Origin of the sequence: Paenibacillus puerhi (genome assembly GCF_009846885.1) — a bacterium.
Lineage (GTDB): Bacteria > Bacillota > Bacilli > Paenibacillales > NBRC-103111 > Paenibacillus_G > Paenibacillus_G puerhi.
On the sequence record NZ_WUWM01000004.1, the window covers coordinates 51971 to 78247 of the forward strand.

Below are 26277 nucleotides of genomic sequence, written 5' to 3' on the forward strand. Positions count from 1 at the left end.
GGGCTAGTATACGCCTTCTTCGCCGAAGCGCTTGGCCATCCAGTTGGCCCCCAGCACCAGGATCAGTCCGACGACGGACTTGAACAGACCGACCGCCGCGCTATAGCTGAACTGCCCCTGCGTCAGCCCTTTGACATACACGTACGTATCGAATACCTCCCCGACCTCGCGGTTCGTCGGCGTGAGCATCAGGAAGATCTGCTCGAAGCCGGAGTCCAGGAAGTTGCCAAGCCGAAGGATTAATAAGATGACGATCGTACCGCGAATCGCAGGCAAAGTAATATGCCACAGCTGCCTCCAGCGCCCCGCTCCATCCATCCGGGCTGCCTCATAGAGCTGCAGGTCAACCCCCGCCAGCGCCGCCAGGAAGATGATCGTACCCCAGCCGACTTCCTTCCAGATGGACTGCCCGACGATCATCGTGCGGAACCAGTCCGGCTCCAGCAGGAACGGGATTTTTACCCCGAACGTCGCATACAGCAGTTCATTGATGGCTCCGCCCTCTGTCGTGAACAGGATGTAAAAAATTCCGACGACGACGACCCAGGACACGAAGTGAGGAATATAGACCAGCGTCTGGACGAATCGCTTGAAGCGTTCCCGTCTCACCTCATTCAACATCAGTGCCAATATAATCGGCAGAGGGAAGAAAAAGATCAGATTATAGACGGCCAACAGCAGCGTATTGCGGAACAGCATCCAGAACTGATCCTCTCCGAAGAAACGTTCGAAATGCTTGAGTCCTACCCAAGGACTGTTCAGGTAGCCAAGATGCGGCTTGAAATCCTGGAAGGCCATGATCAGACCGTACATCGGAACGTACTTAAATACCAGGAAGTACAACAACCCCGGTACCGCCATCAGATAAAGCCAGCGGTCCTTCATCAGATCTTTGAGCCAGGGAAGCCTGTACGACAGTCTCTGTTGCCGGGCCGGCACCTCATCATGGACTTGCGAATTCAATACGTCCGCCTCCTTTCTCTGCTTTGTCAGTCTTGCTCCCCCTCATTATCCATCGCGTGCCGATAACATGCTATACACCGGAGCCAACCTGTTTATCCTGCGCCCCCCGCTCTTATTCCTGCGCCTTTGCAGCGCGCCGGTTATGAACCGCAGCCAACCTGAAGCTACCCCCAGACAACTTAGCTTAGCTTCAAAAAAAGCCTCCTACAGAAAGAGAGCAGCGGCTCTCAGCCTGAAGAAGGCGGCAGTTCCAACTTACTTTACGGATTATGCTGATGAAGCTCGCGATACTGTCCGGGGGTCATCCCGACGACCTTGCGAAAAATTCGGATAAAGGCCGTCGTATTGGAGTAGTTCAGCTTCTCCGAAATATCCGATATCTTCAAATTCGTCGTCTGCAGCCACTCCTTGGCCAAAGACATCCGGTAATCGGCCAAGTATTCACTGAAGGTCATGCCGGTTTCCTTCTTAAATACGCGCCCCAGGTAAACCGGGTGGAAATTAAGCTCGGCCGCTATCCCCTCCAGCGTGACCTCTTGATCGTAGCGCTGCCGGATCACCCCGATGATCGTCTGCGCCAGCCCGACATACCGGGATTCGGCCTGCCTGCTCAGGTACAGGCTGATCGGGCCGATCAGACTGCGCTTGAGCCAATCCGCGATGTCATCGAGCGTGTTCAGCTGCATCAAGCGGGAGTAAGCCGCCTGGTCGCCGAGCACCGCTCGCACGCTCCCGCCCTGCTCCTGTACGATCTGGTACATGCGCGAGACCAATTGGAGCATAAGCACGTTAGAATCGTTCGGACTTCTTTGGCTTTCCTTCAATGCGGTCATATACTGATCAAGCCATTGTTCCGCCTTCTCCGCGTCCCCGAGCTTCAGCGATTGGAGCAGCTGATCCTCGGTCCACTTGATCTGCGCATAGGCTGCGGCCGCTACTTGCCCGGTCCCTGCCTGCACATCCTCCACATGCAGGATCATGCCGCTGCCCAGGTAAATCCGAGCTTTGAGCGCTTCCAGACTTTCGTGATAAGCATGTACGGCCGACGATACATCCGCGAAGGAACGGCTGATGCCTAGGCTGACGGTCACCTGCAAAAACTCCTGCACCTTGGCTTTGATCAGCTCGGCTATGCTGTACATATACGTTTTAAGCTCCGCCTCGTCCTCGATCTGGCTTGCGATCAGCGTGACCTGGGATTGATGGAGCAGGACGGGACTGAACCGCTGATGGGCGGGGATCAGTTCGCCGGCCATGTTATGGATCGCGAAGAGCAGCAGCTCCCGGTCATGCTCGCGGTAGCGGGTATCCTGCAGCGTGTCGATCTGCAGCGTCAGCACGACTAGCCGCTTCCAGCCTTCGGGGAACCCGTACATGCGGCTCCGGTAGGCGAAGTCATGCTCCGGCAGCTGGCCGGCAAACAGCTTCAGCATCATAAATTCCTGCAGCTGCGTAAATTGATCCTGCATCTGCTGCCTCAGCTGCTGCCCGTCGCTGAAAAGAACGTGAAATCGCCGTTCAAGCGAGGTGAATTCGTCCCGCCCCCCCGGGTCCCCAGTGGATACAGCCTTCGTCATATCCGCCAAGCGCCGGATCGGCGAATACATCCGGCGGCTGGCGCCCCAGGCAAGCAAGCCGACGACGGCAAGAACGACGCTGCAGGCTACAAGCGTACCGATGGCGATCTTCCCGGTCTGCCGGGTAATCTCCCGCAGCGAGACGGCCGATACATAGATCCAGCCGTTATAGGGCGACTGCCGGTAAGAGAACAGCATATCCTGGCCGTCAGCTCTGCCATGCAGCGTGCCTACGGTATCGCCCGTTTCGCGGACTTGTTCCACGATCCTCTGATTCATCTTCAGGTACGGAGCAGCTTCTTCGTCGCTGGAAGCCAGGAAGTCCACTCCTTCGCGGTCCAGCACGTAGACATGGCCGGGCTGCTCATTCACATTGTCCAGCAAAATATCGCGCAGCTTGGGCTTGTTCAGCTCTAGCAAGAGAAAGCCCTTCGGCTGCTCCGTAAAGGGAAGGATCGGCAGCTTCAATACGAGACGAACGACATCACGGCGGTCCCCTTGCTGTTCGAACGCCGCGGAGTCGGCTGCATAGCCGGTGTCCCAAAACAAATTACTCGGATGCTTGGCATAGGAGGACAGCTTATCCTGCACTTCGGCAGGAAGCTCGCTCCGCTTGCCCAGGGAAGTGAAATTCAGCGCCCAATCGTAAGGCTGATTGATCAAGTAGCCTTCGTCGATTCCTGATAGCGCTTGCATACTGTAAAGCCCGGAGTACAAATCTCGCACCTGCACATGCTCGGCCACGTTAAGCGGACCGTTCAAGGCCGAGGTGACGAGCGGCGATACGGCGAATTGAATAGCCCCCTGCTCGGTTGTCTTCTTAATCTGCTCCAGATGCAGCTGCGTCTGCACCAGAAACTGCATCGTGCTGTCCTTCGTCTTCTGCTCCACATCTCCGGCCGCGATATAGTAAGAGTAACCGCCCAAAGCCAGCACCGGAATCGCTCCGATCAACAAACTGAAGGCCAGCAGCAGCTTCATATACCGGGGCATATAGCTTGTTTTCAATCGTGTAGGCATCTTATGCAAGCAACTCCTCGAGGAATGTATTTCTAGTATACATTGGGAAATCGCCCCAGGGAACCACTTCTCTCGAAACATGGCGTGAATGGCTGCATTTTTATGCGAAAATGGGGTGAATCGCCTCTTCCGGGTCGTGGCGCATGGCATGCCCATGTTTCGATTTTGTTCAAATTTGAGATCGCAAAATACATCCAACGCGGCTGTTAGCACTTTTTTTGAAAACCCTTATGCTATACTTTAAATGAATGAATCAGAGCGAGTTGAGGTGTATGGAGGATGAAAACTGTTGCGGTGATCGGCGGCGGGATCACAGGAATGTCTACTGTATATTTTCTGAACAAAAGGCTGCAGTCCAGCAAACGCGATGTAAAAGTTATTCTTATTGAAGCTAATGATACACTGGGAGGCAAAATCAATACCCGTCACGATCATGATTTTATGATGGAGACAGGAGCTGACTCGATCGTCACCCGGAAGCAAAATGTCGCTCCACTTATCGAGGAATTGGGCTTGCAGGAGGAGGTTGTCTACAATGCAACGGGCAAATCCTTTATTTATATAGATGGCAAGCTGATGTCAATTCCAGAGGATACCGTGTTTGGCATTCCGCTAAGTCTGGAGTCATTAGCCAAAAGCGACCTGATCTCCGCAGAGGGCAAGGTCGAAGCCTTGAAGGATTTCTATACGAAAAATGAAAGCTTTACGAAAAATGACTCGGTCGGCGCTTTTCTGGAAAACTTCCTCGGCAAGGAGCTGGTCGAAAGGCAAATATCGCCTGTCCTATCCGGGGTGTATTCCGGTAAGCTGAGCGAGCTGACGATTGCTTCGACGCTGCCATATTTATTAGACTACAAGAATGAATACGGCAGCATCATACAAGGCTTGTCCGAGAATAAAAAGCTATTCCAGAGCAATGGCAGCAAGAAGTTCCTTTCCTTTACAAACGGCGTTTCGGCATTGATAGACAAAATGGAGGAGAAGCTGCCCAATGTAACGTTCCTGAAGGGCGTAAAGGCTGAACGGCTCGAAAAAACGAATGATCGATACCGCATCACTCTATCCACTCAGGAAGCGATAGATGTCGACCTGATCGTGCTCAGTACCCTGCACTCAGCTGCTCAAGCGATATTACAGGATGATGAGCTGGATAAGGACTTCAAGCAGTTGAAAAATAGCTCGCTAATCAGCGTATACCTAGGCTTTGATGTGCCGGACCACCTGCTGCCCGAGAACGGGACAGGCTTCATATCCGCAGATAACCGCGAGCTGAAGTGCGACGCCTGTACATGGACGAGCAGAAAATGGGAGCATACTTCCAAGCAGCGTAATTTGCTGGTGCGTCTCTTCTATAAAAGCTCGAATCCAAACTACCCGGATCTGCTGAAGCTCAGCGAAGAGGGATTGCTCAAGGTCGCTTTGGACGATATTGCCTTTAGCCTTGGACTCTCTGCCACGCCCGTCACCTACGATGTGACGAAATGGCATGAAACGATGCCCAACTATCATATTAAGCATCACGAGATCGTGCAGTCTCTGGAGCGTAAGCTTGAGCAAAGCTTCCCGGGCGTCATTCTCGCAGGCTGCTCGTACTATGGCGTCGGCATACCGGACTGTGTAGCGAATGGGGAGAAATCAGCCAACTGGGCATTTGAACAATTAACCGCGGCTGACTAAAGAGATCGATGGAAGAAGGGTTAGATTGTCTTCATATTCTCTCCGGCGGCTGGGCGATTGGCGGGGAGCGGTTTGGGCCGACTCGCGGGAAGGCTGTCCATCCTGCCGGAAAATCGGTTATAATAGGGAAGAGAACATTCTTTAGGAAAGCAGGTTCGAGATGGGTCGTAAATGGAATAACATCAAAGAAAAGAAGGCATCCAAGGATGCCAATACAAGCCGAATCTATGCCAAGTTCGGGCTTGAGATTTATGTAGCTGCCCGCAAGGGCGAGCCGGACCCCGAGTCCAACCGCGCTTTGCGGGTCGTGCTGGAGCGGGCGAAGACGTACAACGTACCCAAGGCGATTATCGATCGCGCCATCGACAAGGCCAAGGGCAGCTCCGATGAGATTTACGAGGAGCTGCGGTACGAGGGCTTCGGCCCGAACGGCTCGATGATCATCGTGGATGCGTTGACCAATAACGTGAACCGCACCGCTTCCGCCGTGCGCGCAGCCTTCAGCAAGAACAACGGCAATATGGGCGTCAACGGCTCGGTCGCCTACATGTTCGACGCTACGGCAGTCATCGGCGTTGCCGGCAAGTCGCTGGATGAAGTGATGGAGATCCTGCTCGAAGCGGATGTCGATGTCCGGGACATCGAGGAAGAGGAAGACAATATTCTGGTTTATGCCGAGCCCGATCAGTTTCATGCGGTGCAGGAGGCGCTCCGTCAGGCAGGCATCACGGAGTTTACCGTGGCCGAGCTGACCATGCTGGCCCAGAACTACGTCACCCTTCCCGAGGAAGCTCAAGCTCCCTTCGAGAAGATCATCGATACGCTGGAGGACCTTGAGGACGTTCAGCAGGTGTATCATAACGTGGAGTATGAGGACTAAGAGCAGCTTGCCTTAGCCATGCGGCGGTAAACCAGCCGCCTCGTCGCCCGATGAGGGCAAGCCATAACGAGAGAACCGCCAGGTCAGTCCCTGACCTGGCGGTTCTCTCGTTATGCAGCCGTTCTCCAGCCGAATCATCCGCACGGATAAGCTATTGTCTATGACCCGAGGACTGAGCACCTCGTCACCAGCCCGGAGACACCGTGGTTGGTGAATGAGCGTCAGGAGCTGAATTGCTGATCGTCGCAATCGCACCTGCTCCAGTTCCTTCATCTCTTCAGGAGTTACAGCTGTTCTTACAATCGAATCGTCTCCTCCTATCCCATCAGTTGTCTATAAATACGGCGAATATCGTCCAGATCCAGAGGCTTCGGATTGTTGTCCAGCAGCCGCTTCACCTGTGAAGCCGCTGCCGTCAGCGGTTCGAGGTCGGCTTCCCCTACCCCGTAGTCACGCAGGTTCTGCGGAATGCGCAGCTCACGCGTCCACTCGGCGATGCGGGCGATTACCCCTTCCGCCGCCTGCGAGTCCGAGCCTTCCTCCGCTGAGGGCAGCTTCATCGCCGCAGCTACCTCGGCCAAGCGGCCTGTGATCGCATCCAGGTTGTATGCCATCACATGAGTCAGCAGCATCGCGTTAGCCACGCCGTGAGCAATCTTGAACTTGCCTCCCAGCGGATAGGCCAGTGCATGGACGGCCGCCGTCCCGGAGCTGGACAACGCCATCCCGCCGTACATCGAGCCGACCAGCATCCGTTCTCTGGCCTGCAGCGAGCCGCCGTCGTGGTAAGCCTCCGATAAGCTGGAAGCGATCAGGCGGATCGACTCCAGGGCGAACATATCGCTGATCGGATTGGCCTTCTGCGAGATGTATGATTCCAGCGCGTGCGTGAAGGCGTCCATGCCCGTCGCCGCTGTAATCGCGGGCGGCAAGGTCAGCGTCAGCACCGGGTCCAGCAGCACAAGCTGCGGATACAGATACGGGCTGACCGCCGCTACCTTCAGCTCCTCCTCGGGGAGCGTAACGATAGCGTTGGGCGTAACCTCCGAGCCGGTGCCGGAGGTCGTCGGAATCATCACCGTAGGCAGCCCGGCACGGGCGATCAAGCCCGTCCCGAGCATCTCGCGGATGCTCATCGTATTCGTCTCCATCACAGCGAGCAGCTTGACCGCGTCCAGCACACTGCCTCCGCCTACCCCGATGATGAGATCAAAGGAGCCGCCCTGCACGACCTGTTGATGCATCCCCGTCAGCTGCTCCTCCGTCGGCTCCGGCTGAACATCCGCGTATATGCGGCAGGACAGGCCGCTTTGGACCAGCATGGCGGCGAGCGTATCGAGATAGCCCGAGCGCTGGATCGACGGCTGGGAGACGACAAGCACCGAGCGGAATGTCCCGAGCTCCCGGATATGATCAACCGCCTGTTCGGCTACGTGAACCCCGGCGATTACGCGCCCCGCCGTGCGGAATTGATAGGCAGCCATACTCCAACATTCCTCCAGTTCAGATGTCCGGGGCTGTGTCCGGCTCTGACCATTCTGTCGGGTGCTGCCTTGTCAGTGCAGCAGCCAGGCTGTCAAACGTCGCAGGTGTAAGGAAACAAGGGCTTTGTCCTTCTTCATGACTGTTCCTCCGGCTTCGGAGCGAGCTCCGAAGCCACCCGGATGGCGTACAGCAGGCTGCTCTCATCCGCGAGATTCCGTCCGGCGATATCGAAGGCGGTCCCATGATCCACCGACGTTCGGATGATACCGCCCTTCAGCCCTACGGTGATGTTCACGCCCGACTCGATGCCCAGCACCTTCACCGGGGCGTGCCCCTGATCGTGATAGCAGGCTACCACCATATCGAAATCCCCCCGTGCGGCGCGGTAAAATAACGTGTCCGCCGGATAAGGCCCCGTAACGGATATTCCCTCATCCGCCGCCCGCCGGATCCCCGGGGCCAGCTTCTCTTCTTCCTCCCCGTTGCCGAACAAGCCGTTCTCTCCGGCATGGGGATTAATCCCGCATACCGCGATGCGCGGGGAGCTCATGCCAGCCCGGGTCAGCGTCTCGTGCGCCAAGCGTATCACCCGGTACGTGCGCTCGGGATCGATCATTCGGATAGCGTCCAGCAAGCCGACATGCGTCGTCAGATGAATAACCTTCAGCTTCGGCGTATGCAGCATCATGGAGTAGTCCTCGGTTCCCGTCAAAGCGGCCAAAATCTCCGTATGGCCCGGGTAAGGATGGCCTCCCTTATGCAGCGCTTCCTTGTTCAAGGGCGCCGTGCAGATGGCGTCAATCTCGCCGGATGCCGCAAGCTCTACCGCCCTTTCGATATAACGGAAGGCCGCATGACCCGACACCGCCTGAACCTGCCCGAAGGGCAGATCGTCCGGCAGCAGCTTCAGATCCAGCACCTCCAGGACATCCCTGCGGAATCCCGCTTCCTTCACGGAATCAAGCGCTTTCACTTCCAAAGTGCTGCCGACCACGCGTGCGGCCCTGCGTATAATGCCCGCATCCCCGATAATCAAGGGTCGGCATCTCTCCCATACCTCGTCATGGCCAAGCGCCTTCACGATAATCTCCGGTCCGACGCCTGAGCCGTCCCCCATCGTTATGCCTATGATCGGCTTCAACTTCGCCCCTCCTCTCCTATCCGGTTAATCGCCTTCACCAGCGCCTCGTCCGAACCGAAGGCGCCCGCCTTCGTTACGGCATAGATTGCCGAGCCCGCTCCCGCCAATATGCCGAGCGGCACGCCGCTCTCCACCTCGTCCAGCAGCTCGAAGCGCGCTGCTCCCCACTGAAGGGATACTTGCCGGGCCGTATCCCCGCCGGTCAGGACAAGCCCTTGCACGCTACAGCGCTCCAGCAGCCGGGTCGCCGCCTCGCCCAGCGCCTCGGCGATGGCCTGGCTGACTTCTCGGGCGTCCAGACCGATGAGGCGTCCCGCTTCGTTCGCAGCCGCGATATCGGCCGCTTCTCCCGAGCTGTACAGCACGACATGATCTCCTGCGCTCAGCCGCGCTTCCGCTTCCCGGCAAGCCCGGTCCAGCTCCGCAGCCTTCGCTCCGCCGCCGCTTACCGCGACTGTCGCCTGAAGCTCGACACCGGCGGCCGCTTGCCGGGTCAGCACCGCTTCGAGCTGCCTGCGCGACGCCTGGCTGACGCTGCCTACGACGAGCAGCACCGGAGCCTTGTGCAGACCCGATCCCCCCGGCACTCGCCTGCTGCGGGGAACCGCTTGCTTGGAACGGGCCAGACACTGAGCCATCCCGGCCGAGCCCGCCCAGGCTACGGAGTAGCCTGAGCCGGCAGCTGCTTCTGCGATAAGCTTCAGGTCATCCCCGGTTCTCGCATCGAAGACCAGATAACGAATCCCGCTGCTATAGCAGCGCTCCATCAGCTTCTGCAGATGCGAAGCCCCCCGGTCCAGATCCTGATGGCTGACTGAGCCGGCAGGCTGATCGGATTGGCTGGCGATCAGTTCCCGGATTCGCGATTCTGTCACGGGCGTCTTGGGATCTCGACCGACCTCCGTCTCATGCACCGGCACCCCGTTCACATACAGCACCCCATCGATAACGGTACGCCCGTTATCCGGATATGCAGGCGCGATCAGCAGAAAGTCCGGCTGGGCTACCTCATAGACGGCATCCAGCTCAGCCCCGATATTGCCCCGAAGCGTGGAATCCAGCTTCTTGTACAAGGTTTTGCAGCCGAGCCTGACCGCCAGACGGGCGGCCTGTTCAACCTTCGCGTAGGCCTCCTCCGGCGAGGAAGCGCGGCTGTCCGTATCGATCACGATCGCATCGAGCCGTTCGCTCTCCGAGGAGGAGATGCCGCTTCCTTCCATCAGCACAGAGGTCTTCCAGCCATATCTGGCGAGTTGAACGCCGGTATCATTCGCACCGGTCAAATCATCCGCTATAATGGCTAGTTCCAATTCCAACTCCCACCTTGGCTCTTATGTTAGAGATCATCTGCCCTAACCGTAATACACCAAGTATAAATTTGCAACACAAATTTCAAGTTATTGATAAATAGCTTAATATTGCAACATATATATTCACGCTATAGGTCATTTTGTTTGAGCTTCCGCCACAAGGTAGCCCGGTTGATGCCCAGACGCTTCGCCGCCTTGGACTGATTCATCTGCTCTTCCTCCAGCACGGCCATAATCACATCTCGTTCGATGTCCTTGAGCGTCTGGTTCAGATTCACGTGACCGGTCCCGGGCTGCTTTTCCCCGTATTCGCTCCCCCTGCCCGCCCGTCCTTCCAATCCGAGCTGAGCAAGCGCCTTTCCATCGATATAATCCCCTTCTGCCTGGGTGACGAAAGCTTCGACCGTCTCCGCCAGCTCCAGCAGATTCCGCGGCCACGAGTACCCCTTCAGCGCTTCGTGCACCTCCGGCTGCATGCCGACGATCTGCCGGCCTGTCGCCTCATTGGCCTTCGTGATCAGCATGCGGATCAGCCCCTCCAGCTCCTCCCTCCGCTCGCGAAGGGGCTGCAGCCGAATGACGCGTTCCCCGAACAGCTCATACAGGACAGGCTCCAGACGGCCCTCCTCCGCCAGCAGCGACGGCTCCTGTTCGAATGCCAGTACGCAAGCGGCGGACGTCTCGCCGAGCATGGCGGCTATCGTCCTCTGATGTGCAGCCTCCAGTCCAGCAAGCCCGCTTAGGAGCAGCGTCGTGCTCTCATCCGCCAACAGCGCCATCTGCCGCAACCGCTTGAGCGACTGCTCTCCGGGCTTCTGGAGACGAAGCTCCAGCAGCAGTCCGGTCCGTCCATCGGCCTGACAAGCCGCCTCCGTCCACAGCCGCTTGCCGGTGCCGGGCTCGCCGCATAGCGCAAGCCGCTCCCGCGCGCCAAGAACGTTCGCCGGCTGCGCGTCTCCGAAGGCCGCATGCGCAGGAAGCCACGGGGACGGGAACATCCCGGATACCGCCGTCATTCGCACGCTGGCCTCCTCGCGCCTCCCTCCGCGGACTCCCGTCCGCAGGAAATACAGGTCTTGGCCGCCCTCCGCAGCAAGCGGTCCCGCATACAGGGCCCGGGGCGGCGATACGTCCCGGATCGGCATAGCTTCATCGAAGATAATCCCTTGGCTCAGGCATTTGGCCACCTCAGTCATCCACGGGTGCCGGGAAGTCCAGGCGTCCGGGTCAAGGTCCTGCCCCTCCAATCCATAGAGCCTGCGGAAGGAAGCATTGGCATAGTGGAGACGCGCCTGCCCGTCTAGGACGGCGAAGCCTTCCTCGACCGTATCCAGCAGCTCCTCGTACATCGCGCAAGTCCGGCGGAAGCGCTGCGCAATCGCACGGACCTGCCGCGCTTGGGCGAACGCATCCAGCAGCGACTCCCGGCCCGAGGTGATCAGCATGCCCTCCAGCCCATGCTCCCGGGCCTTGCGAAGGGTGACCGCATCGCCCACCACGATGCCGGTTCCGGCCGCTTGGGCTTCGGCGAGCGCACGGTCCACCTCGGATTCATCCGATATGACGGTATAGTGGATATCGATGCTCAAAATGCCGGATACAGCCATGAAGCCCTCGATAACGGAGCGGAAGCCGATCATCTCCACCCGTACTCCGCAGTCCTTGAGCAGCGTAAGGATGCGGATAATATCGTAGCCGGATATCGGAATCTCGACGACGGGGACCTGTGTATGGCGGCGCAGCAGACGAGCCGTTCCCCCGCGGCTGATAATCACGTCATAGCCCCCGGATTCGATCTTCCCGAGCATAGGCAGCACCTCCGACAGGTCCGCCTGCACCATCGTCACCTGGAAGTCGTGAAGCTCCGGCTTCAGATGGCTCGTCAGCTCCAGCAAGCCTTTGTAAGGCGCAATCAGAAGTGCCTGGATCATAAGTCAACAACCCCTCGTTGCAATTTGATACACAAAGTATATCGAACCAGTTACAAAAAGAAAAGCGCCGCTAGCAGCGACGCTTCGTCTTCATTCTTGCAACAGTTCCAACCGTAAGATTAAATACTGCCTCCATTGTCATAGATCGTCTTCAATAAACGTTCCTTGGAATCCTCCAGATGAAGCCGGATCACACGCTTCATCTCGCTGGTCCGGCCCCCCTTCAGAGCGTCGACGATCTGCCGGTGCTGCGCTTGCGCCGCCGCTACCGTCTCTTCCGATACGATGGTCGACTTCATCGTGATGTACCGGTAGTTCATCGTCCTCATATACACGTCCGTGTTGTTTCTATTCTGACCCAGCTCCATGAATTCCAGGTGGAACTGCAGGTTGTAATCGGCCTTCAGATACGCGTCCACCCGATGCGCCTGCACCTCCTGCGCCGACGATTCCAGGATGTCTTCCATCCTGGCCAGCCTGTGTCCAGAACATCCTTCCTGACGCCCTCCAGCTTATCGACGACCCAAAGCTCCAGCATAAGGCGGGTATCCATGATATTCAGCACGTCCTCAGCCGTAATAGCCACGACAAAGGTACCGACCTTGGATACCGTCTTCACCAAGCCCTCCATCTCAAGCCGGTTCAACGCATCCCGAACAGGAGTACGGCTAACACCCATTTGATCCGATAATTCCGGGATGGACAGCTTTTGATTCGGGTCGAATTTGCGGCGAATGATGCTTTCCTTCAACAAAGCATACGTTTTATACCCAAAAACTGGTGAATTTCCTAATGAGGGAAGCTCTTAGCGATTAACGTGAGCATCCGGGGCCTTGTCCGCTACCAGATTCAGGACAATATGATGCTCAAGAAGCGCCTTAAGCCCGCACAGCACCATCGTATACCCACCCATGGAGTCTATAGCTTGATTGACGATATCCTCCCGCTCGCCCGTAAATCCCCAATTCGCAATGGTGACAAACGTTTCACGCGGCCCCCGCGAAGCAAAGCTCCACTCGACCTGGGTGCCATCCGACGATTCGATCCGAATCAGCCGATCGGCCACGATGCTTTGCACGAAAATGTCATCCCCTACCCCATACATCTCCCAATCCCACCGGACTGTCTTACCTTCTTCCAATCTCCCGCTGCTCTTCGTAAACCAGAACTTTGTCGTGATGTCCGGATCGATAAAAGCTTCGAAAACTTCTTCCACCGGTCTTCTAATCAGCATCTCCGCCTTGACAACCGGCGCGTGATTCAAGTTCGACATTCGGATTACCCCTTCCTTTGTATGAGGCTTCCTCCCTATAATAACCAATCATCTTTGAAGTGATTTCTTATGGCTTGCGCTTTTTCCGCAATGATATTCTTTCCGTTCCTGCCCGCGGGCTGTTGATGGAAAAACCAAAAAGAGCTGCAACAGCCTGCCTCCCGGCAGCCTGTCACAACCCTCTCACCTGCATCCGGCCGATCATTAACCCCGAGGGTTATCGATTATTCCAGGATAATGCTTTCCAGCTTGAGATTAACCGGGTTCGCGATCGTATCTCCAACCGGGCATTTGCTCTCCAGGAATCGTACGAATTCCTCCACCTTTTCTTTCGGCGAATCGGTTTTGATCTTGAACGTATAACGGATGTCGGAGTAACCCGGACGGACGTCCGATTTGTTAAAAAATCCATCAAGGTCGATATCGCCCTCCACATCTACGCTAAAAGCCTCGAGCTTCACGCCAAACTTGGGCGCATAAACTCTGGCAACGATAGACTGGCATGCGCCTAGCGAGGCCAGCAGAGCTTCGACCGGGTTCATGCCGGTATCCGTTCCGCCCAGACTCTTGGGCTCGTCGATCGTCAATTCGAAATGTCTGGAGGTTGTTTTCACTTGAACCCCATCTTGCAAGTGCGCAGTTGCTTTGAAGGTTTGGACAGCAGCCATGTTACTCTCTCCCTTGATGAATAAATTTGCGTTCCCGGATGATCCACAATTAAATTCATACTTTTCCACTATGTGTTATGCGTATTATAAGTGCGTCCTCGCCAACTGTCAATCCATCGAAGGAGACCCTGCTATCGCTTGCCCGCTTGAGGACTATAGCAGGACGCTTCCATTTATTGAGCATACTGAAATAATTGAGCCTTTAACCTCTCTACTTCCTCCGGCGTTCGGTGCGCGTTGACGGCTTCATTAACGTCGAACTTATTGCCATCTAGGTCATAGAAGACAAAGTTGATCCCGCAGCTGCCGCGATCCTCGAGATCCGCTACTTGCACGTCACTCACCTGCAGACGATTGTATAAAACTTCGATTTCCCTTACCTCGAACGTGAACCTGAACATGGGGAAACCTGCCTTATCCGGAAACTGGCTATCGATCTTCTCCCCGGTTTCCACCAGATGCAGCCATTGTCCATCGGAGAGCTTGAGAATGATTTGGAACTCCGCTGGATTGTAGGGCACCGCGTACTCCAGTCCAAAATTCCGTTGCCACCATTCTGCCGATCGCAACACATTCTTTACCGGCACATACACCGAACAAATACATTTCAAAGAATTGCCAGGCAGCGTTCTTGAATCTTCCGACATCTACATCACCCTTCTCGTTAGTTATGATCCTTACATGTGAATAAACGAGTAAAAGATAAAAAACCAAACAACATATTTAAGATAAGTTGGATATGACTTGAAATACGTTGCCGTCCGGGTCTCTGAATGTAAAGTGCAAGCTCCCCCCGACCTTCCGAAGCCGGGTAAGTTGAATGCCTTGTCGGGTCAACCCTATGAAGGCCTTGTACATATCGTCCGGATCGCGCCTGCGAAAAGCGCCCACTAACGCATCCAAACGGATGGAGTCAGCCGTATGAGCCGGATTCGGCCGCTTGGCCCCCGATGATGCGGCCAATTCCTTGAGCCTCCTTCGGGCTCTGCCAAGAGTCACTTGTACAGCGGCATCCTTCATCCCAAGGAATTCAGCGGTTTCTTTGGCCGTATAATCAAACACATCCATGAACAGTAAAATTACGGCCATCTTAGGCGGCAGCAGCTCGGCCAGCACCTCCAACAGCTCCCAGCTGGACAGCGAAGGATCCGGAGAGCTTCCCTCATGACTCTCAGCCAGGGGCACGGTTCGAACTTGACCCTTTCTCTGGAGGTCTATCCAGGCGTTTTTGACAATCCGATACAGAAAGGCGTTGGACACTGGCCGATTAGGCTGTTTGCGCAGTGCCTCAATCAGCTTAAGCCATGCATCCTGCGTCAAATCCTCCGCATCCCAATGATTCCCGGCGATCCGAATACTGTATTTGAATAAAATCGCTTTCCAGTCCATGACTCTTAATTCTGTAAAAGAAGGCCCTTTCCTTCTTTTGGATCGCCAAGCTCAACTAAGGTCCTGACGGATCGATTCGCAGCATATCGTTCCACCCCAAATGAAACAAGGAGCAGTCTGCCGGCGGCAGATGCTCCTTGTTTATCCCGGGGCGCTCTCGTTACAAAACGCCACTCAAGTTGCCGCCGGCGGCAAACAGCCGGTCGATCCGCTTCTCGACCCCAGCGTCGGGGACCAGCGGAGGGGCGTGATGCGGCTTCGTCCGAGCGTCGATGACGACGTTGTCGCAGCCCCAATGCTTGAACTCGAACCCGGCGTTCACTCCGTATATATCATGGGATGGATTGCTCCGGGTAAAGGCCGTCCACAGGAAGTTGGCCAGCGACGCGCCCATGAACGAGCTGTCGTCGCAAAGCACGATCAGCGGGCAGCCCGGCATCGCCCCGCGCGCGCCGATCGCGTCCGTCAGCTCGCGCAGCTGCCGCTCGGCATCCGCGTAGCTTACGAATGCCGGGCCCTCCAGCGCGACGACGCCCGGCATGACGAGCACCGGATTGCCGTAATCCCGCAGCCCCTGAAGCTGCTCGGGCACGTCGGTGCGGAGCTCGCGCTTCTTGTCGCCGCAGGCCGCAAATATGACTTTGCTCCCTTCGTTGAGCCCGGTTCCGGAATAATCGAGCGTATCGATGGTCGTGTTCGTCTGGAAATGAAGATCGCGCCTGAGGTCGATCCGCTCCAGCACGTACGAGAGGAATTCCGCTTCCCGATGCGTACTGAGCGGCTGTCCTTCCTCAGCGGCGATGAACAAATACTTGGCAAGACTGAGCTGGCCCGTCCCCAGAATCCGGTTCGCGATCGTAAGCAGCTCGGCCGGCTGCTTCACCTTGGTATATGGGGTGTATCGCTCAGTGCCGATCGCGAACAGCAGGGGATGGACGCCCGCGGCATCGACGGCATGAACCTCCTTCACGCCCGGCACCTCTTGCTTTACAGCATCGCCGGTTAATTCGTGAATAAGCGCACCGAAAGCCGTGTCCTCCTGCGGCGGCCGGCCGACGACGGTGAACGGCCAGATCGCGTTCTGCTTAGCGTACACCTTCCGGACGCGCATCAGCGGAAACGGATGGACCAGGCTGTAGTAGCCGAGATGGTCGCCGAACGGCCCCTCCGGCTTCGTCTCCCCGGGATAAATCTCGCCTGTTATGACAAAGTCGGTGTCGTGGCTGATGGCGTATCCGTCCACATAACTGTACCGGAAACGGCGGCCCGCCAGCAGGCCGGCGAATGTGAGTTCACTCAAGCCCTCCGGCAGCGGCATAATAGCCGACAGCGTATGCGCCGGCGGACCGCCGATGAAGATGCTCACTTTCAGCGGTTCGCCCTTGCGGCTCGCCTTATGCTGGTGAATGCCGATGCCCCGGTGAATTTGATAGTGCATGCCAATTTCCTTGTTCGTCGCATAGTCATTGCCGGTTAGCTGCACCCGGTACATCCCCAAGTTCGCGTTCATCATGCCTGGCTTGTCCGGGTCCTCAGTATACACTTGCGGCAGCGTAACGAAAGCGCCCCCGTCCATCGGCCAGTGCTTGATCAATGGAAGGTCGGTTATCGCTACTTCCTGGAAGCCGGACAGACCGCCCTTCTGCCGAAGCGGCAGCGCCTTCGCCGCCGCCGTCGCCACGTGAGCATGACGGAACGGCTGCTTCAACGCCTTCATCGGATCATTACGGAGGGCGATGACGTTCTGCGTCGATTCCCACGTCTGGCGGAATATAAACTTGCTTCGTTCGAGAGTCCCGAACAGGTTGGAAACCGCCCGGTATCGCGAGCCTTTCAGATTCTCGAATAAGAGTGCCGGACCTCCCGCCTCGAACACCCGCAAGTGAATCGCGGCCATTTCCAGTTCGGGGTCTACCTCTTCCCGGACCCGGACGAGATGTCCATGCCGTTCCAGATCGTTTACACATGCTTCCAATGTCGGATACATAACAGACTACTCCTATCATCGGCAGTCGATTGCTGCGGAAATATGAAACTAACTAATCTTATTCTACATGTTCGCGTCAGGCTTGAGAAGCACAGCGGTCTAGCCTTGGCGGCGTGGTGGGAAAGAAGGGCGTTAATATGCTGGTCAGGAAACGATAGCTAAGGCGGCCCGACGAGATGAAGGGGAATGGAGATGCCGAATGAGAGAGCAACATTTCAAAAATCCCCTTGTGATATAACTAAGCATGAATTCCAAACAAGGAGATGAAGGTATGGGAAAATTGAACGGTAAGATTGCTTTAGTTACCGGAGCAAGCCGGGGGATTGGCCGCGGTATTGCGCTGCGTCTGGCGCAGGAGGGCGCCGTCGTTGCGGTCCACTACGGAAGAAGACAGCAGGAAGCAGAAGGAGTGGTTCGTACTATCGAGCAACACGGAGGCGCTGCCTTCACGCTCGGCGCTGACCTAAGTACCGTAAACGGCACTCATGAGTTATTTGCGCTATTGGACGAGGCCCTTCAGGAACGTACCGGGGATAATAGGTTTGATATTCTTGTGAATAATGCTGGAATCGGCCAAATGATGACCCTGGAAGAGACGACGGAAGCGTCTTTTGACGAAGTCATGAACATCAATGTCAAAGCACTGCTTTTCGTGACCCAGCAAGCCTTGCCGCGCCTGAAAGACGGAGGCCGTCTTATTAATATCTCATCGTTAGTTACTCGCGCGGCCTCTCCCAGCGTTTTCACCTACAGCCTGTCCAAGGGGGCAGTCGATACCCTGACGCGCACGTTGGCACAGCAGCTTGGGAGCCGTCAGATTACGGTAAACGCCATCTCGCCCGGCATTATTAATACAGAGATGAATGCGGGAACGCTGCAAGATCCCGCTGGACGGGATTATGCCGCTGGCCTCTCAACCTTCAAGAGATGGGGGGAGCCTGAAGATGTTGCGGATATTGCCGCCTTCCTCGCCTCATCGGACAGCCGCTGGGTAACCGGTCAATTGCTCGATGCCAGCGGCGGTTCTCATCTGTAGCTCGCTGCCCTTCCGCTAGTACCGAGCGAGGCTGCCGGCAGTGCCGGCAGTCTCGTACGGGAAGACGGCCATCTACTCTGCCGCGATCCAGAATATCCGTGACCCCTACTCCCTTTTGTTTTAAGCACTAATCATCATCACATCGGAAGGAGATAACCAACCGGCCGCCCCATTCTTTCATAGGTACAGCCGTTTTACAATGTTCAGCGCAGCTTGTCAGACTCATGACTCAACTAATGAGCGCCCGCTTTGGCATTGCAACATTCAGACTGTTTCCGGTGGAAAACTGATCCTGACAAGTGTTCCCTCGCCCAAATCACTGATTATGCTGACGCCGTATTGCTTACCAAAATGAAGCTTAATCCGCGCATCCACATTCCAAATGCCGTAGCCGAGTCCCTGCCCGGACGGGTCCAACACGGAATCGATCATCTCCTGCCTCATACCCAGGCCGTTATCCTCCACCTCCATCCAGATCACATCCCCTTCGGAGTAGACCCGAACAGTAATGACGATTCGATCATCGTACCAGGCATGCTCCAACACATTTTCCACGAACGGCTGCAGGATGAATTTGATTGTGGTGTACTCCGACAGCGTTTCATCGACCTCGAAATTAGCTATAATTCTGTCCGCGAATTTGATTCGTTGAATGTCAAGATAAGACTGAATGATCTGCAGTTCTTTTCCTATCGGAATCAGCATTTCCCCTTTATTCAGGCTCAGACGGTAAAACATCGCCAGACTACGAATCATCTCATCGAGCTTATTTATTTCACCCAGCTTAGCCATCCTGCTAATGGATGAAAACGTGTTATACAGAAAATGCGGATTCATCTGCGCATGCAGAACCTGAAGCTCCACCTCCTTCTTCTCCAACTTTCCCACATACACCTCATCAATCAGCTTCTCGATTGTCGCGGCCATTTCGTTGAACGCCATTCCGATCCGACCAAATTCATCTTTGCCTAATGACGGCATCCGCTTATGGAAATTTCCTTCCTGAAACGCGCGCAGCGAATCGATCAGCTTGTAAAAACGACGAAGCAAATATCGTGACATAATGACGCTTATGATCGTCAGAACAACTAAGCTCAAGACACAGACCAGAATCGTCAAATTTCGGACTTGCCTCGCATTATCCTGAAACGATGCATATGGAATCCAGGCTTCGATGCTCGCCGGCATGGAGGGGATCGGTTGCCGAATCTGTAAATATTGCTCGCCATTCTCCATCGACAAGGTGGCGTCTGACTGCTCCATAATCCTTGAGCCAGTGTACAGCAACCGGTTCCCGCTGTCCGTAACAAGCAGCCTGCTGTCCTTCCCAAGCTTGGTAAGATCCATATCACTAAAAATATCTGTAAGCTTGACCGTGATCTTGATGAACCCTATTGTATCCAGTGTGTCGTAATTAATTAACGGACGCAAGTATGAGATTTGGTATTGAGCCTCATCATCGCCAACCTGCTTCCAGAGCTTGGTGTCCACATTTAGTTGAAGGGAACGGTACCACTCCTCTCCACGTATTCGATCCGTGTGGAAAATGGAATACTGCCTTCCCGCAGCAGTCGTTTTTTTTGTTTCCGTCAAGCTATAATTGTAATAAAACTCGCTGATCCGGCTGTTATCTAGATACATGGAAATTTGCATATTCATATTCGGCATATTAACTGCAGATTCAAGCCGGGGCAAAATATACTGAGTCGTCACCGCATACTTCTCATAATCCATAAAATAGCCGGACAAATAACCGGACAACGTCTGGTCGGCGAATAAAACCTCAGCTACCCTCATCAGATCGTCGACTCTGTAGTTCACGTTGCTGCCGAGCTGCCGTACGGCTATCTCCAGGTTGGCCCTTGTATTTTCGCTGATGGCTTGTTGCGAGGACTTGTATGCGTAGCTGCCGATCAGAATAACAGGAACCAAAACTAGAAACATATAGGAGATTAATATTTTATAGCGGAGCGGTAAGAACCATTCCCCGCTACGTCGATGCCTCCACACGTTTCTTATACGCATCATTTTTGCCAACTTCCGCTTCATCCCTGTCTCCTGAATTCACCAGGCGACATGCCCACATGTTCGCGGAACATCCTGCTGAAATAGGCCAGCGATTTATATCCTACCTGTTCGGAGACCTCATAGATTTTATACTGGGGGTTCTTCAGCATGTTCATAGCCATTTGCATACGGATCTTAACAACGTAATCGTTAAACGACTCTCCGCTATTCTCGCGGAACAAGTAGCCCAGATGATTAGGGGAATAGGAGAAGCGGTTGGCCACTTCCTTCAGCGTGATGTCTTCAGACACGTGCTCCTTGACATAATTTTCGATTTGTTCGATTAACCGGCGGTTCTTTCCGTTGCGGCGCATGAAGAGCCTCTCGGCGATCTCGAACAAGGTTTTGCGGAACCAAGACTTGATGTCCTCTATCGTCTCGAAACTTCGAATAAGATCCAAATGCTCCATTTTCCAGCCCAATAGACTGGCGAACGATTCATTCAACTGATTCAGATAAGCCTCTAGCCTAGATGCGATATGAATAGAAAAACTATGCACCTCAACCGGCTTCTTAAAAGCAGAAACCGTCTCGAACAAAGCGTCTACACAATCGCAGATCGCCACCAGCCCGTAATTGGTCATCGCCTTAAAGGTAGCATCCAATATCGTTTGAATATCCTTTACGTCCTCGGCCATCTTTAGCTTGCTCATACTTGGATGAATCAGCCGATTTTTACCGAAGAACATCTTGTAGCCCATTCGCTCCTTCACTTGTCGAAAAGAATGTGGGATGCCTTCCGGAAAATCGGCAGGCTCCCCATAGCTCACCGTCACGGTAAAAGCATGTGTGTTCCTGATCTCCTCGCACAGCCCTTCAAGCTCCGCCTCTACTCGCTCCGGGTCCGCTGTATACAGAAATCCCAGCTGTGAATCCGTATACTTGCACCACTGTCCCAGTCCCCCGGCTTCGATCATCGCTCCAATGGAGTGAAGCTCCGCCTCTGCACCTTGCATGCTGCCATTCTGTTCATGCCCATACCGCCAAAGGGCGTCGTCGATTTCAACCAACACCGCGATCGCTTTACCTTCTTGTACTTCTAGCGGGTAATTCGCCAGGAATGTACGCAGCTTCTGCGGCTCGACCCCCCCCTCAAGGAGATGCTGGACGAAACTGGTCTTGATAAAATCATAGGACTCCAACAGCATGGCCGTTGCCTCTCTTTTTTGCTCATTCTGAGCTTCCAGCTGCTGAACGACCTTACGAAGCACATCAATGACCTCATTATCATCAACAGGCTTAAGGATATACCCGTCCGCCTTCAAATGCATCGCCTGCTTTGCATATTCAAAGTCCTGATAGCCGCTAATAAACACGATTTTCACATTCGGGTTGTTCTCGAGCGCCTTGCGGGACAAGTCCAGCCCCGTCAGTACCGGCATCTTAATATCGGTCACTAAAATATCGAATTTGTGGTTCTCTATATATTGCAGAGCTGCAAGCGGCTTCTCCGCACAGAATACGACCTGAACGCCAAGCTCCCCCCAGGGGATCAGAACCCGGAGGCCTTCCAAATCGTATATTTCGTCATCCACCAGAACAGCGCGGTACACCCCGTCACCTCCCTGAAAGCTTTCTCACATTATCGCGCCACTTGGCTTCCTTCCACTTCAGCAGCTTGTCGTATCCCAACCTCGTCTCACCCCAGGGTCTGGATACGCCGCTTCCCCGATCGGATACATGGCTTGCTACATAGAAAACACCGCTTCGTTTGGTAAAGTGAGAGTCTCAAGCTTCCACTGCCACAACAGAAGAGGTGTCTTCCATCATAATAGGTCATCAACCCGACCTAAATCAACTGGCAAACGAGTTAATAAGTCATATAAAAAAAATGAAACGTTTCTATAACCATCCCCGGTTGTAATCTCTCTCAACAATTGTAGAGAAAAAAGAAAGTATGTCCCCATACTTTCTATTCCCCACTTAAACCTTTTATTTATTGTTAATTCTATTCAAGTTTTCTTGCCACTTCGCCGTCTTCCATTTCAAAACTTTGTCATACCCAAGTCTGGTTGCTTCCTGGTCTGCCTGGGCGATGAGGGTGTTGACTTCCTCGTCACTCTTGGCGAATAATATCTTCGGCACGACTTGCCTGTATTGGTCCTTCAGCCGCTGTAAGATAATGCCTTCCTCAGAGTTTGGGGCCGGATCCAGATTGGAGAATTCGGTCATATTCTTGGACGTCTTGAAGCTAACATTAGCTTGTGCGAGTGTTGTCCAATCCTGTGCCTCCGTCGGCAGCAGTTTCTCACGCGCTGCTTTGGCAGTGTCAACGTAGGAGGTGTTGCCATACCAGTTGTACTCACCGATTTTCAGTTCATCATATTTTTTCGGATCGCGTTTGATGTAGGCTTCGTTCGGAATCGGAACGCCGTTCTCCACTTTGTCGTAGAACAAGCCTTGCGGTCCGAAAAACAGCACCTGTTGTCCCTCCGGACTCGTAGCCCAGTTCATATATGAGAAGATAGCTTCAGGATCTTTAGCTGCCGTCGTGATGACGTTAACGTTCCAGCCCAGCGTATTGTAGCCCGACGGGAAGACTTTGTTCTTATCAACGCTGGATTTATGCACAGGCCAGATCACGTCGTATCCATCTTCCGGATCGACAGCCTTCAGTTGGTTGTTGGCCTCCCGGCCGATGCCTTCGACGACCGAGTCGTAAGCACCGAACACGGCTATTTTGCCCTTCTTCAGCTTCTCCAGCACCTGATCCCGCGTTTGGACAAACAGATCTTTTGAAGTCAAGCTTTCCCGGAACAGCTTGCTGCTGAACAGGGCGGCATCCTTGAAAGCTGGATCTTTATAAACGGAAATCAGCTCATTACCGCTTGGTACGCCGAATACTTGTCCGGCGCCCGGAGAAATGAATGCAGGTGTGCGATCATTGTCTGCCCCGCTGTATAGCATTCCAAGCATTTGAACATCAGCACCGTCGCGAACTTCACCGAAATCCAACGGCACGATGCTCGGATACTTCTCCTTCACCAGCTTTAGATAGGCTTCAAGATCTTCCCAGGTTTCCAGCTTCGGAGATCCCAGAGCTTTGTAAATTTTCTTCTCGACCAAGTAAGCGCCGTTGCCGTTGCCGTTGTTTCCACTGATGTACCAGTTCGGAATTTGATACAGCTTGCCGTCCGAGCTGCGAAGCATATTCAGCGTCTCCTCGCCGATGGTCTTGACGAATTCCGGGTACTTCTCCAGATAAGGATCCAGCGCTACGAGCTTGCCGGCGCTTTGAAGACGTTCAAAGTCTTTGCCGCGATCCAGAACGATGACATCCGGTAAATTCCCCGAGACGATCATGGCATTCAGCTTCTGAGCCGCTGCACCATTAGATTGCACCGGTTCAACTTTCACTTTTAGATTGTCAGTGATCCACTTGCCCTGTGGACGCTCGAGCCAGGTCGGAGAAGTGTACCAGTCATAGTTGACGTACAAACTGAATTCAACCGGCTTCACCTTAGCCTGAATATCGCTGACATCGCCCTTCTCCGACGCAGGAGTATTTGAAGTCGTTGTTATTGGAGCTTCCTCCTCCTTGCTACAGCCTGAGAGCAATACGGCTGTACTGAGAAGACCGCTCATGAGCAGCTTGTATTCTTTTTTCATTTTCACCTGTTTGTGCCCCCCTCATTGTCATCTGGAAGTATATGTAATAAGCGGAAGCCCGCCGATCACCAAATTTTTTGCAAGCCTGTCCGGCTGCATATTGGAGTCTATTCCTTGAGCGAGCCTACCAGCGCTCCCTTAACAAAATACTTCTGAAGGAACGGGTACACGGTCAAAATCGGAAGCGTTGCGACCATCATAGTTGCCATTTGCAACGCTTTGACCGTCACGGTGTTCTGAACCATGCTTTGTGCATGAGTGTTTAAATTGGCGATTAGCGTCGCCGTATTGCCTGCATTAATAATCTGCACCAGCAGCGTCTGAAGCGGAATCAGCTCTTGACTGTTGATAAACACCGCGGGAGTAAACCAATCGTTCCACAACCCAACAGCGGTAAACAGAGCCAGCGTTGCCATCACCGGTCCGGAGATCGGAAGCACGATTCGGAAAAATGTTCCGTAGTTGGAGCATCCGTCGATACGAGCTGATTCTTCCAGCCCGTCCGGTAAGCCCTGAAAGAAAGTCCGGAAAATAATCATATTGTATACATTCACCATTCCGTGAATGATGAGAAAAGTAAAAGTATCGTAAAGCTTCAACGTATGGATCAAGACAAAGTAGGGAATGAGCCCACCGCTGAAGTACATCGTAACGACACAGATGATCATGTAGCCTTTTTTGAACAAGAGTCCCCTCTTGGACAATCCGTAGGCGAACAATGCTGTGAAAAACATGGACAAGACGGTGCCAAGAGCCGTTCGCAGGATGGTGATCATGTAGGCGTGGAAAATATATTTCTCTTTAAAAACGATCATGTAGTTCTCGAACGTGAAAACCCTCGGCCAGAAGGTGATGCCGCCCAATGAAGTGTCTCTTCCAACATTGAACGAAATCACCAGTGAATTCCAGAACGGGTAAAAAGTCGCGAACGAGAGCAGCAGGAGCAAGATATAGATGACCGTACGTAAAGCTTTTTCTGAAGCATTCAATTTCATAGCAGATTCTCCTTATCTCATCTTTACCACAAGCTTGCCTTACCCAGCCGTCTTGCGATGGTATTAGCCAGCAAGAGTAAAATGATGCTCAGGATCGATTTGAATAAACCCGCCGCCGTAGCGTAAGAGTAACGTTGGTTATTAATCCCCATCTGATACACGTAGGTATCGATGACTTCCGCAACCGGCATGAGAATGCCGTTGTTTAAGTTTTTGGTCAGCATCATAATATCCTCGAAGCCTGCATTCAAAATATTGCCGACACCGAGAATCAGGAAGATGAAGATAACCGGCGAAATTCCGGGCAGCGTAACCAAGAAAATCTGCTTAAATCGATCGGCGCCATCTAATGCCGATGCCTCGTACAAGGCTGGGTCGATGCCGGTGATAGCTGCCAAGTAAACGATGGAGCCGAATCCGATTTCTTTCCAAACCCCAACAGACACGAGAATGCCCCAAAAATATTCGGGAATTGACATCCAGTTCACCGGTTCATCCAGCAGAGAGAACTTTACGAGCACTTCATTGACCGTCCCGTTGTCAACGGCCAGCATAGAGAAGACGAGACCGGAAACAACTACCCACGAAATAAAATGCGGGATATAGGTAACAGTTTGAACAATTCGCTTGAACGCCATATTGCCGACTTCATTTAACATGAGAGCCAATATAATCGGAGCTGGGAAACCGATCGCAAGCTTCAGCAAGCTGATGCAAATCGTATTGCGCATAATTCCCCAAAATTCTGGCGATTCGAAGAACATCCGGAAGTGAGTCATTCCCACCCAGTTGCTTTCTACAAACCCTTTGAATAGGTTATACTCCTTAAAAGCAAGCAGCACTCCCCACATCGGAATATAACTGAAAACTATTATGAAGAGGATGGATGGCAAGACCATGGATTGATACTCCCACTGCCTGGAAAATCGCCTCCACAAGCTCTCCTCTTCGCGAATGAAACCGCTTGAGGGCGTAAGCCTATTGACTTCAAGCGTTTCGGATTGTGCTTTGTTTCTCATATAGCACCACCAATTCTATTCTTATATTCATATCCTACCCTAATGAGTCGGGGCATTCTAGGACACCAATTAACGAATGTTTTACTTATTCAACGACATTTTTTACTGTGCAGTAACAAGATGTGGTATTATCGAAATATTTCCAATTTATTGTAATAGCATTACAACAACCGGGGGCGGGACCTGAATGGGAGATCAAATTATCCGCAAACAGCATGTTAGTTGAACTTACTCAGCTGCGATTTACGAA

At 53.9% G+C, this 26277-nt stretch carries 21 protein-coding genes; 3 read left to right on the forward strand and 18 right to left on the reverse strand.

Translation table 11 applies throughout. From position 1 onward, the window contains the following. Nucleotides 1-3: 3 nt before the first annotated feature. Entirely contained in the window at nt 4-939 is a 936-nt protein-coding gene (locus GSF01_RS04900; RefSeq protein WP_235941306.1) for an ABC transporter permease, read from the reverse strand. Nucleotides 940-1223: 284 nt separating this feature from the next. Further along, nucleotides 1224-3560 carry a helix-turn-helix domain-containing protein gene (locus GSF01_RS04905; RefSeq protein WP_159881912.1) on the reverse strand — a complete coding sequence of 779 codons (2337 nt, stop codon included), beginning with the start codon at nt 3558-3560 and terminating at the stop codon, nt 1224-1226. A 279-nt stretch (nt 3561-3839) separates the two neighbouring features. Between GSF01_RS04905 and GSF01_RS04910 the strand changes: the two genes are divergently transcribed. Further along, nucleotides 3840-5237, forward strand: coding sequence for a protoporphyrinogen oxidase (locus GSF01_RS04910; RefSeq protein WP_159881913.1), 1398 nt, complete (start codon nt 3840-3842; stop codon nt 5235-5237). Nucleotides 5238-5397: 160 nt separating this feature from the next. Next, nucleotides 5398-6117, forward strand: coding sequence for a YebC/PmpR family DNA-binding transcriptional regulator (locus GSF01_RS04915; protein ID WP_159881914.1), 720 nt, complete (start codon nt 5398-5400; stop codon nt 6115-6117). Between the two features lie 317 nt (nt 6118-6434). Here the strand turns inward: GSF01_RS04915 and GSF01_RS04920 are convergent, their stop codons facing one another. The 11 genes from GSF01_RS04920 to GSF01_RS04970 all read right to left on the reverse strand — a co-directional run bounded on the left by GSF01_RS04920 (nt 6435) and on the right by GSF01_RS04970 (nt 17301). Beyond that, a complete protein-coding gene (locus GSF01_RS04920; RefSeq protein WP_159881915.1) occupies nt 6435-7601 on the reverse strand; it encodes an iron-containing alcohol dehydrogenase in 1167 nt (388 codons plus the stop codon). A gap of 134 nt (nt 7602-7735) precedes the next feature. Further along, nucleotides 7736-8743, reverse strand: coding sequence for a 4-hydroxythreonine-4-phosphate dehydrogenase PdxA (gene pdxA, locus GSF01_RS04925; RefSeq protein ID WP_159881916.1), 1008 nt, complete (start codon nt 8741-8743; stop codon nt 7736-7738). Continuing rightward, a complete protein-coding gene (locus GSF01_RS04930) occupies nt 8740-10053 on the reverse strand; it encodes a four-carbon acid sugar kinase family protein (protein ID WP_159881917.1) in 1314 nt (437 codons plus the stop codon). Before GSF01_RS04930 ends, pdxA begins: the two co-directional genes overlap by 4 nt. Nucleotides 10054-10181: 128 nt before the next feature. After that, complete coding sequence (locus tag GSF01_RS04935) at nt 10182-11984, reverse strand: PrpR N-terminal domain-containing protein (protein WP_159881918.1); 1803 nt, start codon at nt 11982-11984, stop codon at nt 10182-10184. Between the two features lie 119 nt (nt 11985-12103). Beyond that, a complete protein-coding gene (locus GSF01_RS04940; RefSeq protein WP_159881919.1) occupies nt 12104-12451 on the reverse strand; it encodes an FCD domain-containing protein in 348 nt (115 codons plus the stop codon). Beyond that, complete coding sequence (locus GSF01_RS04945; RefSeq protein ID WP_201305319.1) at nt 12388-12738, reverse strand: GntR family transcriptional regulator; 351 nt, start codon at nt 12736-12738, stop codon at nt 12388-12390. The genes GSF01_RS04940 and GSF01_RS04945 overlap by 64 nt, the downstream gene beginning before the upstream one ends. A gap of 51 nt (nt 12739-12789) precedes the next feature. Beyond that, nucleotides 12790-13257: an SRPBCC family protein gene (locus GSF01_RS04950; RefSeq protein WP_159881921.1), complete on the reverse strand. Its 468-nt coding sequence runs from the start codon at nt 13255-13257 to the stop codon at nt 12790-12792. A 224-nt stretch (nt 13258-13481) separates the two neighbouring features. Then, on the reverse strand, nt 13482-13925 hold the full coding sequence (locus GSF01_RS04955) for an OsmC family protein (RefSeq protein ID WP_159881922.1): 444 nt from the start codon (nt 13923-13925) through the stop codon (nt 13482-13484). 173 nt (nt 13926-14098) lie between these two features. Further along, nucleotides 14099-14572 carry a VOC family protein gene (locus GSF01_RS04960; protein ID WP_159881923.1) on the reverse strand — a complete coding sequence of 158 codons (474 nt, stop codon included), beginning with the start codon at nt 14570-14572 and terminating at the stop codon, nt 14099-14101. Nucleotides 14573-14648: 76 nt separating this feature from the next. Next, the gene (locus GSF01_RS04965) at nt 14649-15314 is read right to left on the reverse strand and encodes a sigma-70 family RNA polymerase sigma factor (protein WP_159881924.1); all 666 of its coding nucleotides are present in this window, start codon (nt 15312-15314) and stop codon (nt 14649-14651) included. A gap of 160 nt (nt 15315-15474) precedes the next feature. Next, complete coding sequence (locus tag GSF01_RS04970) at nt 15475-17301, reverse strand: UbiD family decarboxylase (protein ID WP_159881925.1); 1827 nt, start codon at nt 17299-17301, stop codon at nt 15475-15477. A gap of 271 nt (nt 17302-17572) precedes the next feature. Between GSF01_RS04970 and GSF01_RS04975 the strand changes: the two genes are divergently transcribed. Continuing rightward, on the forward strand, nt 17573-18337 hold the full coding sequence (locus GSF01_RS04975; protein WP_159881926.1) for an SDR family oxidoreductase: 765 nt from the start codon (nt 17573-17575) through the stop codon (nt 18335-18337). 264 nt (nt 18338-18601) lie between these two features. Here GSF01_RS04975 and GSF01_RS04980 read toward each other — a convergent pair whose 3' ends face one another. The 5 genes from GSF01_RS04980 to GSF01_RS05000 form a co-directional block, all read right to left on the reverse strand. After that, a complete protein-coding gene (locus tag GSF01_RS04980) occupies nt 18602-20386 on the reverse strand; it encodes a cache domain-containing sensor histidine kinase (RefSeq protein WP_235941287.1) in 1785 nt (594 codons plus the stop codon). Continuing rightward, complete coding sequence (locus GSF01_RS04985; RefSeq protein WP_159881927.1) at nt 20383-21957, reverse strand: helix-turn-helix domain-containing protein; 1575 nt, start codon at nt 21955-21957, stop codon at nt 20383-20385. Before GSF01_RS04985 ends, GSF01_RS04980 begins: the two co-directional genes overlap by 4 nt. 379 nt (nt 21958-22336) lie before the next feature. Further along, nucleotides 22337-24013: an extracellular solute-binding protein gene (locus GSF01_RS04990; RefSeq protein WP_159882059.1), complete on the reverse strand. Its 1677-nt coding sequence runs from the start codon at nt 24011-24013 to the stop codon at nt 22337-22339. 107 nt (nt 24014-24120) lie between these two features. Beyond that, nucleotides 24121-25008 carry a carbohydrate ABC transporter permease gene (locus GSF01_RS04995; RefSeq protein ID WP_159881928.1) on the reverse strand — a complete coding sequence of 296 codons (888 nt, stop codon included), beginning with the start codon at nt 25006-25008 and terminating at the stop codon, nt 24121-24123. A gap of 23 nt (nt 25009-25031) precedes the next feature. Further along, complete coding sequence (locus GSF01_RS05000; protein WP_159881929.1) at nt 25032-26027, reverse strand: ABC transporter permease; 996 nt, start codon at nt 26025-26027, stop codon at nt 25032-25034. Nucleotides 26028-26277: the final 250 nt, after the last annotated feature.

What these genes read in the sequence shown, in the direction of transcription:
- GSF01_RS04905 (WP_159881912.1), bottom strand. Translation starts at nt 3,560, where the DNA reads ATGCCTACACGATTGAAAACAAGCTATATGCCCCGGTATATGAAGCTG.
- GSF01_RS04910 (WP_159881913.1), top strand. Translation starts at nt 3,840, where the DNA reads ATGAAAACTGTTGCGGTGATCGGCGGCGGGATCACAGGAATGTCTACT.
- GSF01_RS04915 (WP_159881914.1), top strand. Translation starts at nt 5,398, where the DNA reads ATGGGTCGTAAATGGAATAACATCAAAGAAAAGAAGGCATCCAAGGAT.
- GSF01_RS04920 (WP_159881915.1), bottom strand. Translation starts at nt 7,601, where the DNA reads ATGGCTGCCTATCAATTCCGCACGGCGGGGCGCGTAATCGCCGGGGTT.
- GSF01_RS04935 (WP_159881918.1), bottom strand. Translation starts at nt 11,984, where the DNA reads ATGATCCAGGCACTTCTGATTGCGCCTTACAAAGGCTTGCTGGAGCTG.
- GSF01_RS04940 (WP_159881919.1), bottom strand. Translation starts at nt 12,451, where the DNA reads ATGGAAGACATCCTGGAATCGTCGGCGCAGGAGGTGCAGGCGCATCGG.
- GSF01_RS04950 (WP_159881921.1), bottom strand. Translation starts at nt 13,257, where the DNA reads ATGTCGAACTTGAATCACGCGCCGGTTGTCAAGGCGGAGATGCTGATT.
- GSF01_RS04955 (WP_159881922.1), bottom strand. Translation starts at nt 13,925, where the DNA reads ATGGCTGCTGTCCAAACCTTCAAAGCAACTGCGCACTTGCAAGATGGG.
- GSF01_RS04960 (WP_159881923.1), bottom strand. Translation starts at nt 14,572, where the DNA reads ATGTCGGAAGATTCAAGAACGCTGCCTGGCAATTCTTTGAAATGTATT.
- GSF01_RS04965 (WP_159881924.1), bottom strand. Translation starts at nt 15,314, where the DNA reads ATGGACTGGAAAGCGATTTTATTCAAATACAGTATTCGGATCGCCGGG.
- GSF01_RS04970 (WP_159881925.1), bottom strand. Translation starts at nt 17,301, where the DNA reads ATGTATCCGACATTGGAAGCATGTGTAAACGATCTGGAACGGCATGGA.
- GSF01_RS04975 (WP_159881926.1), top strand. Translation starts at nt 17,573, where the DNA reads ATGGGAAAATTGAACGGTAAGATTGCTTTAGTTACCGGAGCAAGCCGG.
- GSF01_RS04980 (WP_235941287.1), bottom strand. Translation starts at nt 20,386, where the DNA reads ATGAAGCGGAAGTTGGCAAAAATGATGCGTATAAGAAACGTGTGGAGG.
- GSF01_RS04990 (WP_159882059.1), bottom strand. Translation starts at nt 24,013, where the DNA reads ATGAAAAAAGAATACAAGCTGCTCATGAGCGGTCTTCTCAGTACAGCC.
- GSF01_RS04995 (WP_159881928.1), bottom strand. Translation starts at nt 25,008, where the DNA reads ATGAAATTGAATGCTTCAGAAAAAGCTTTACGTACGGTCATCTATATC.
- GSF01_RS05000 (WP_159881929.1), bottom strand. Translation starts at nt 26,027, where the DNA reads ATGAGAAACAAAGCACAATCCGAAACGCTTGAAGTCAATAGGCTTACG.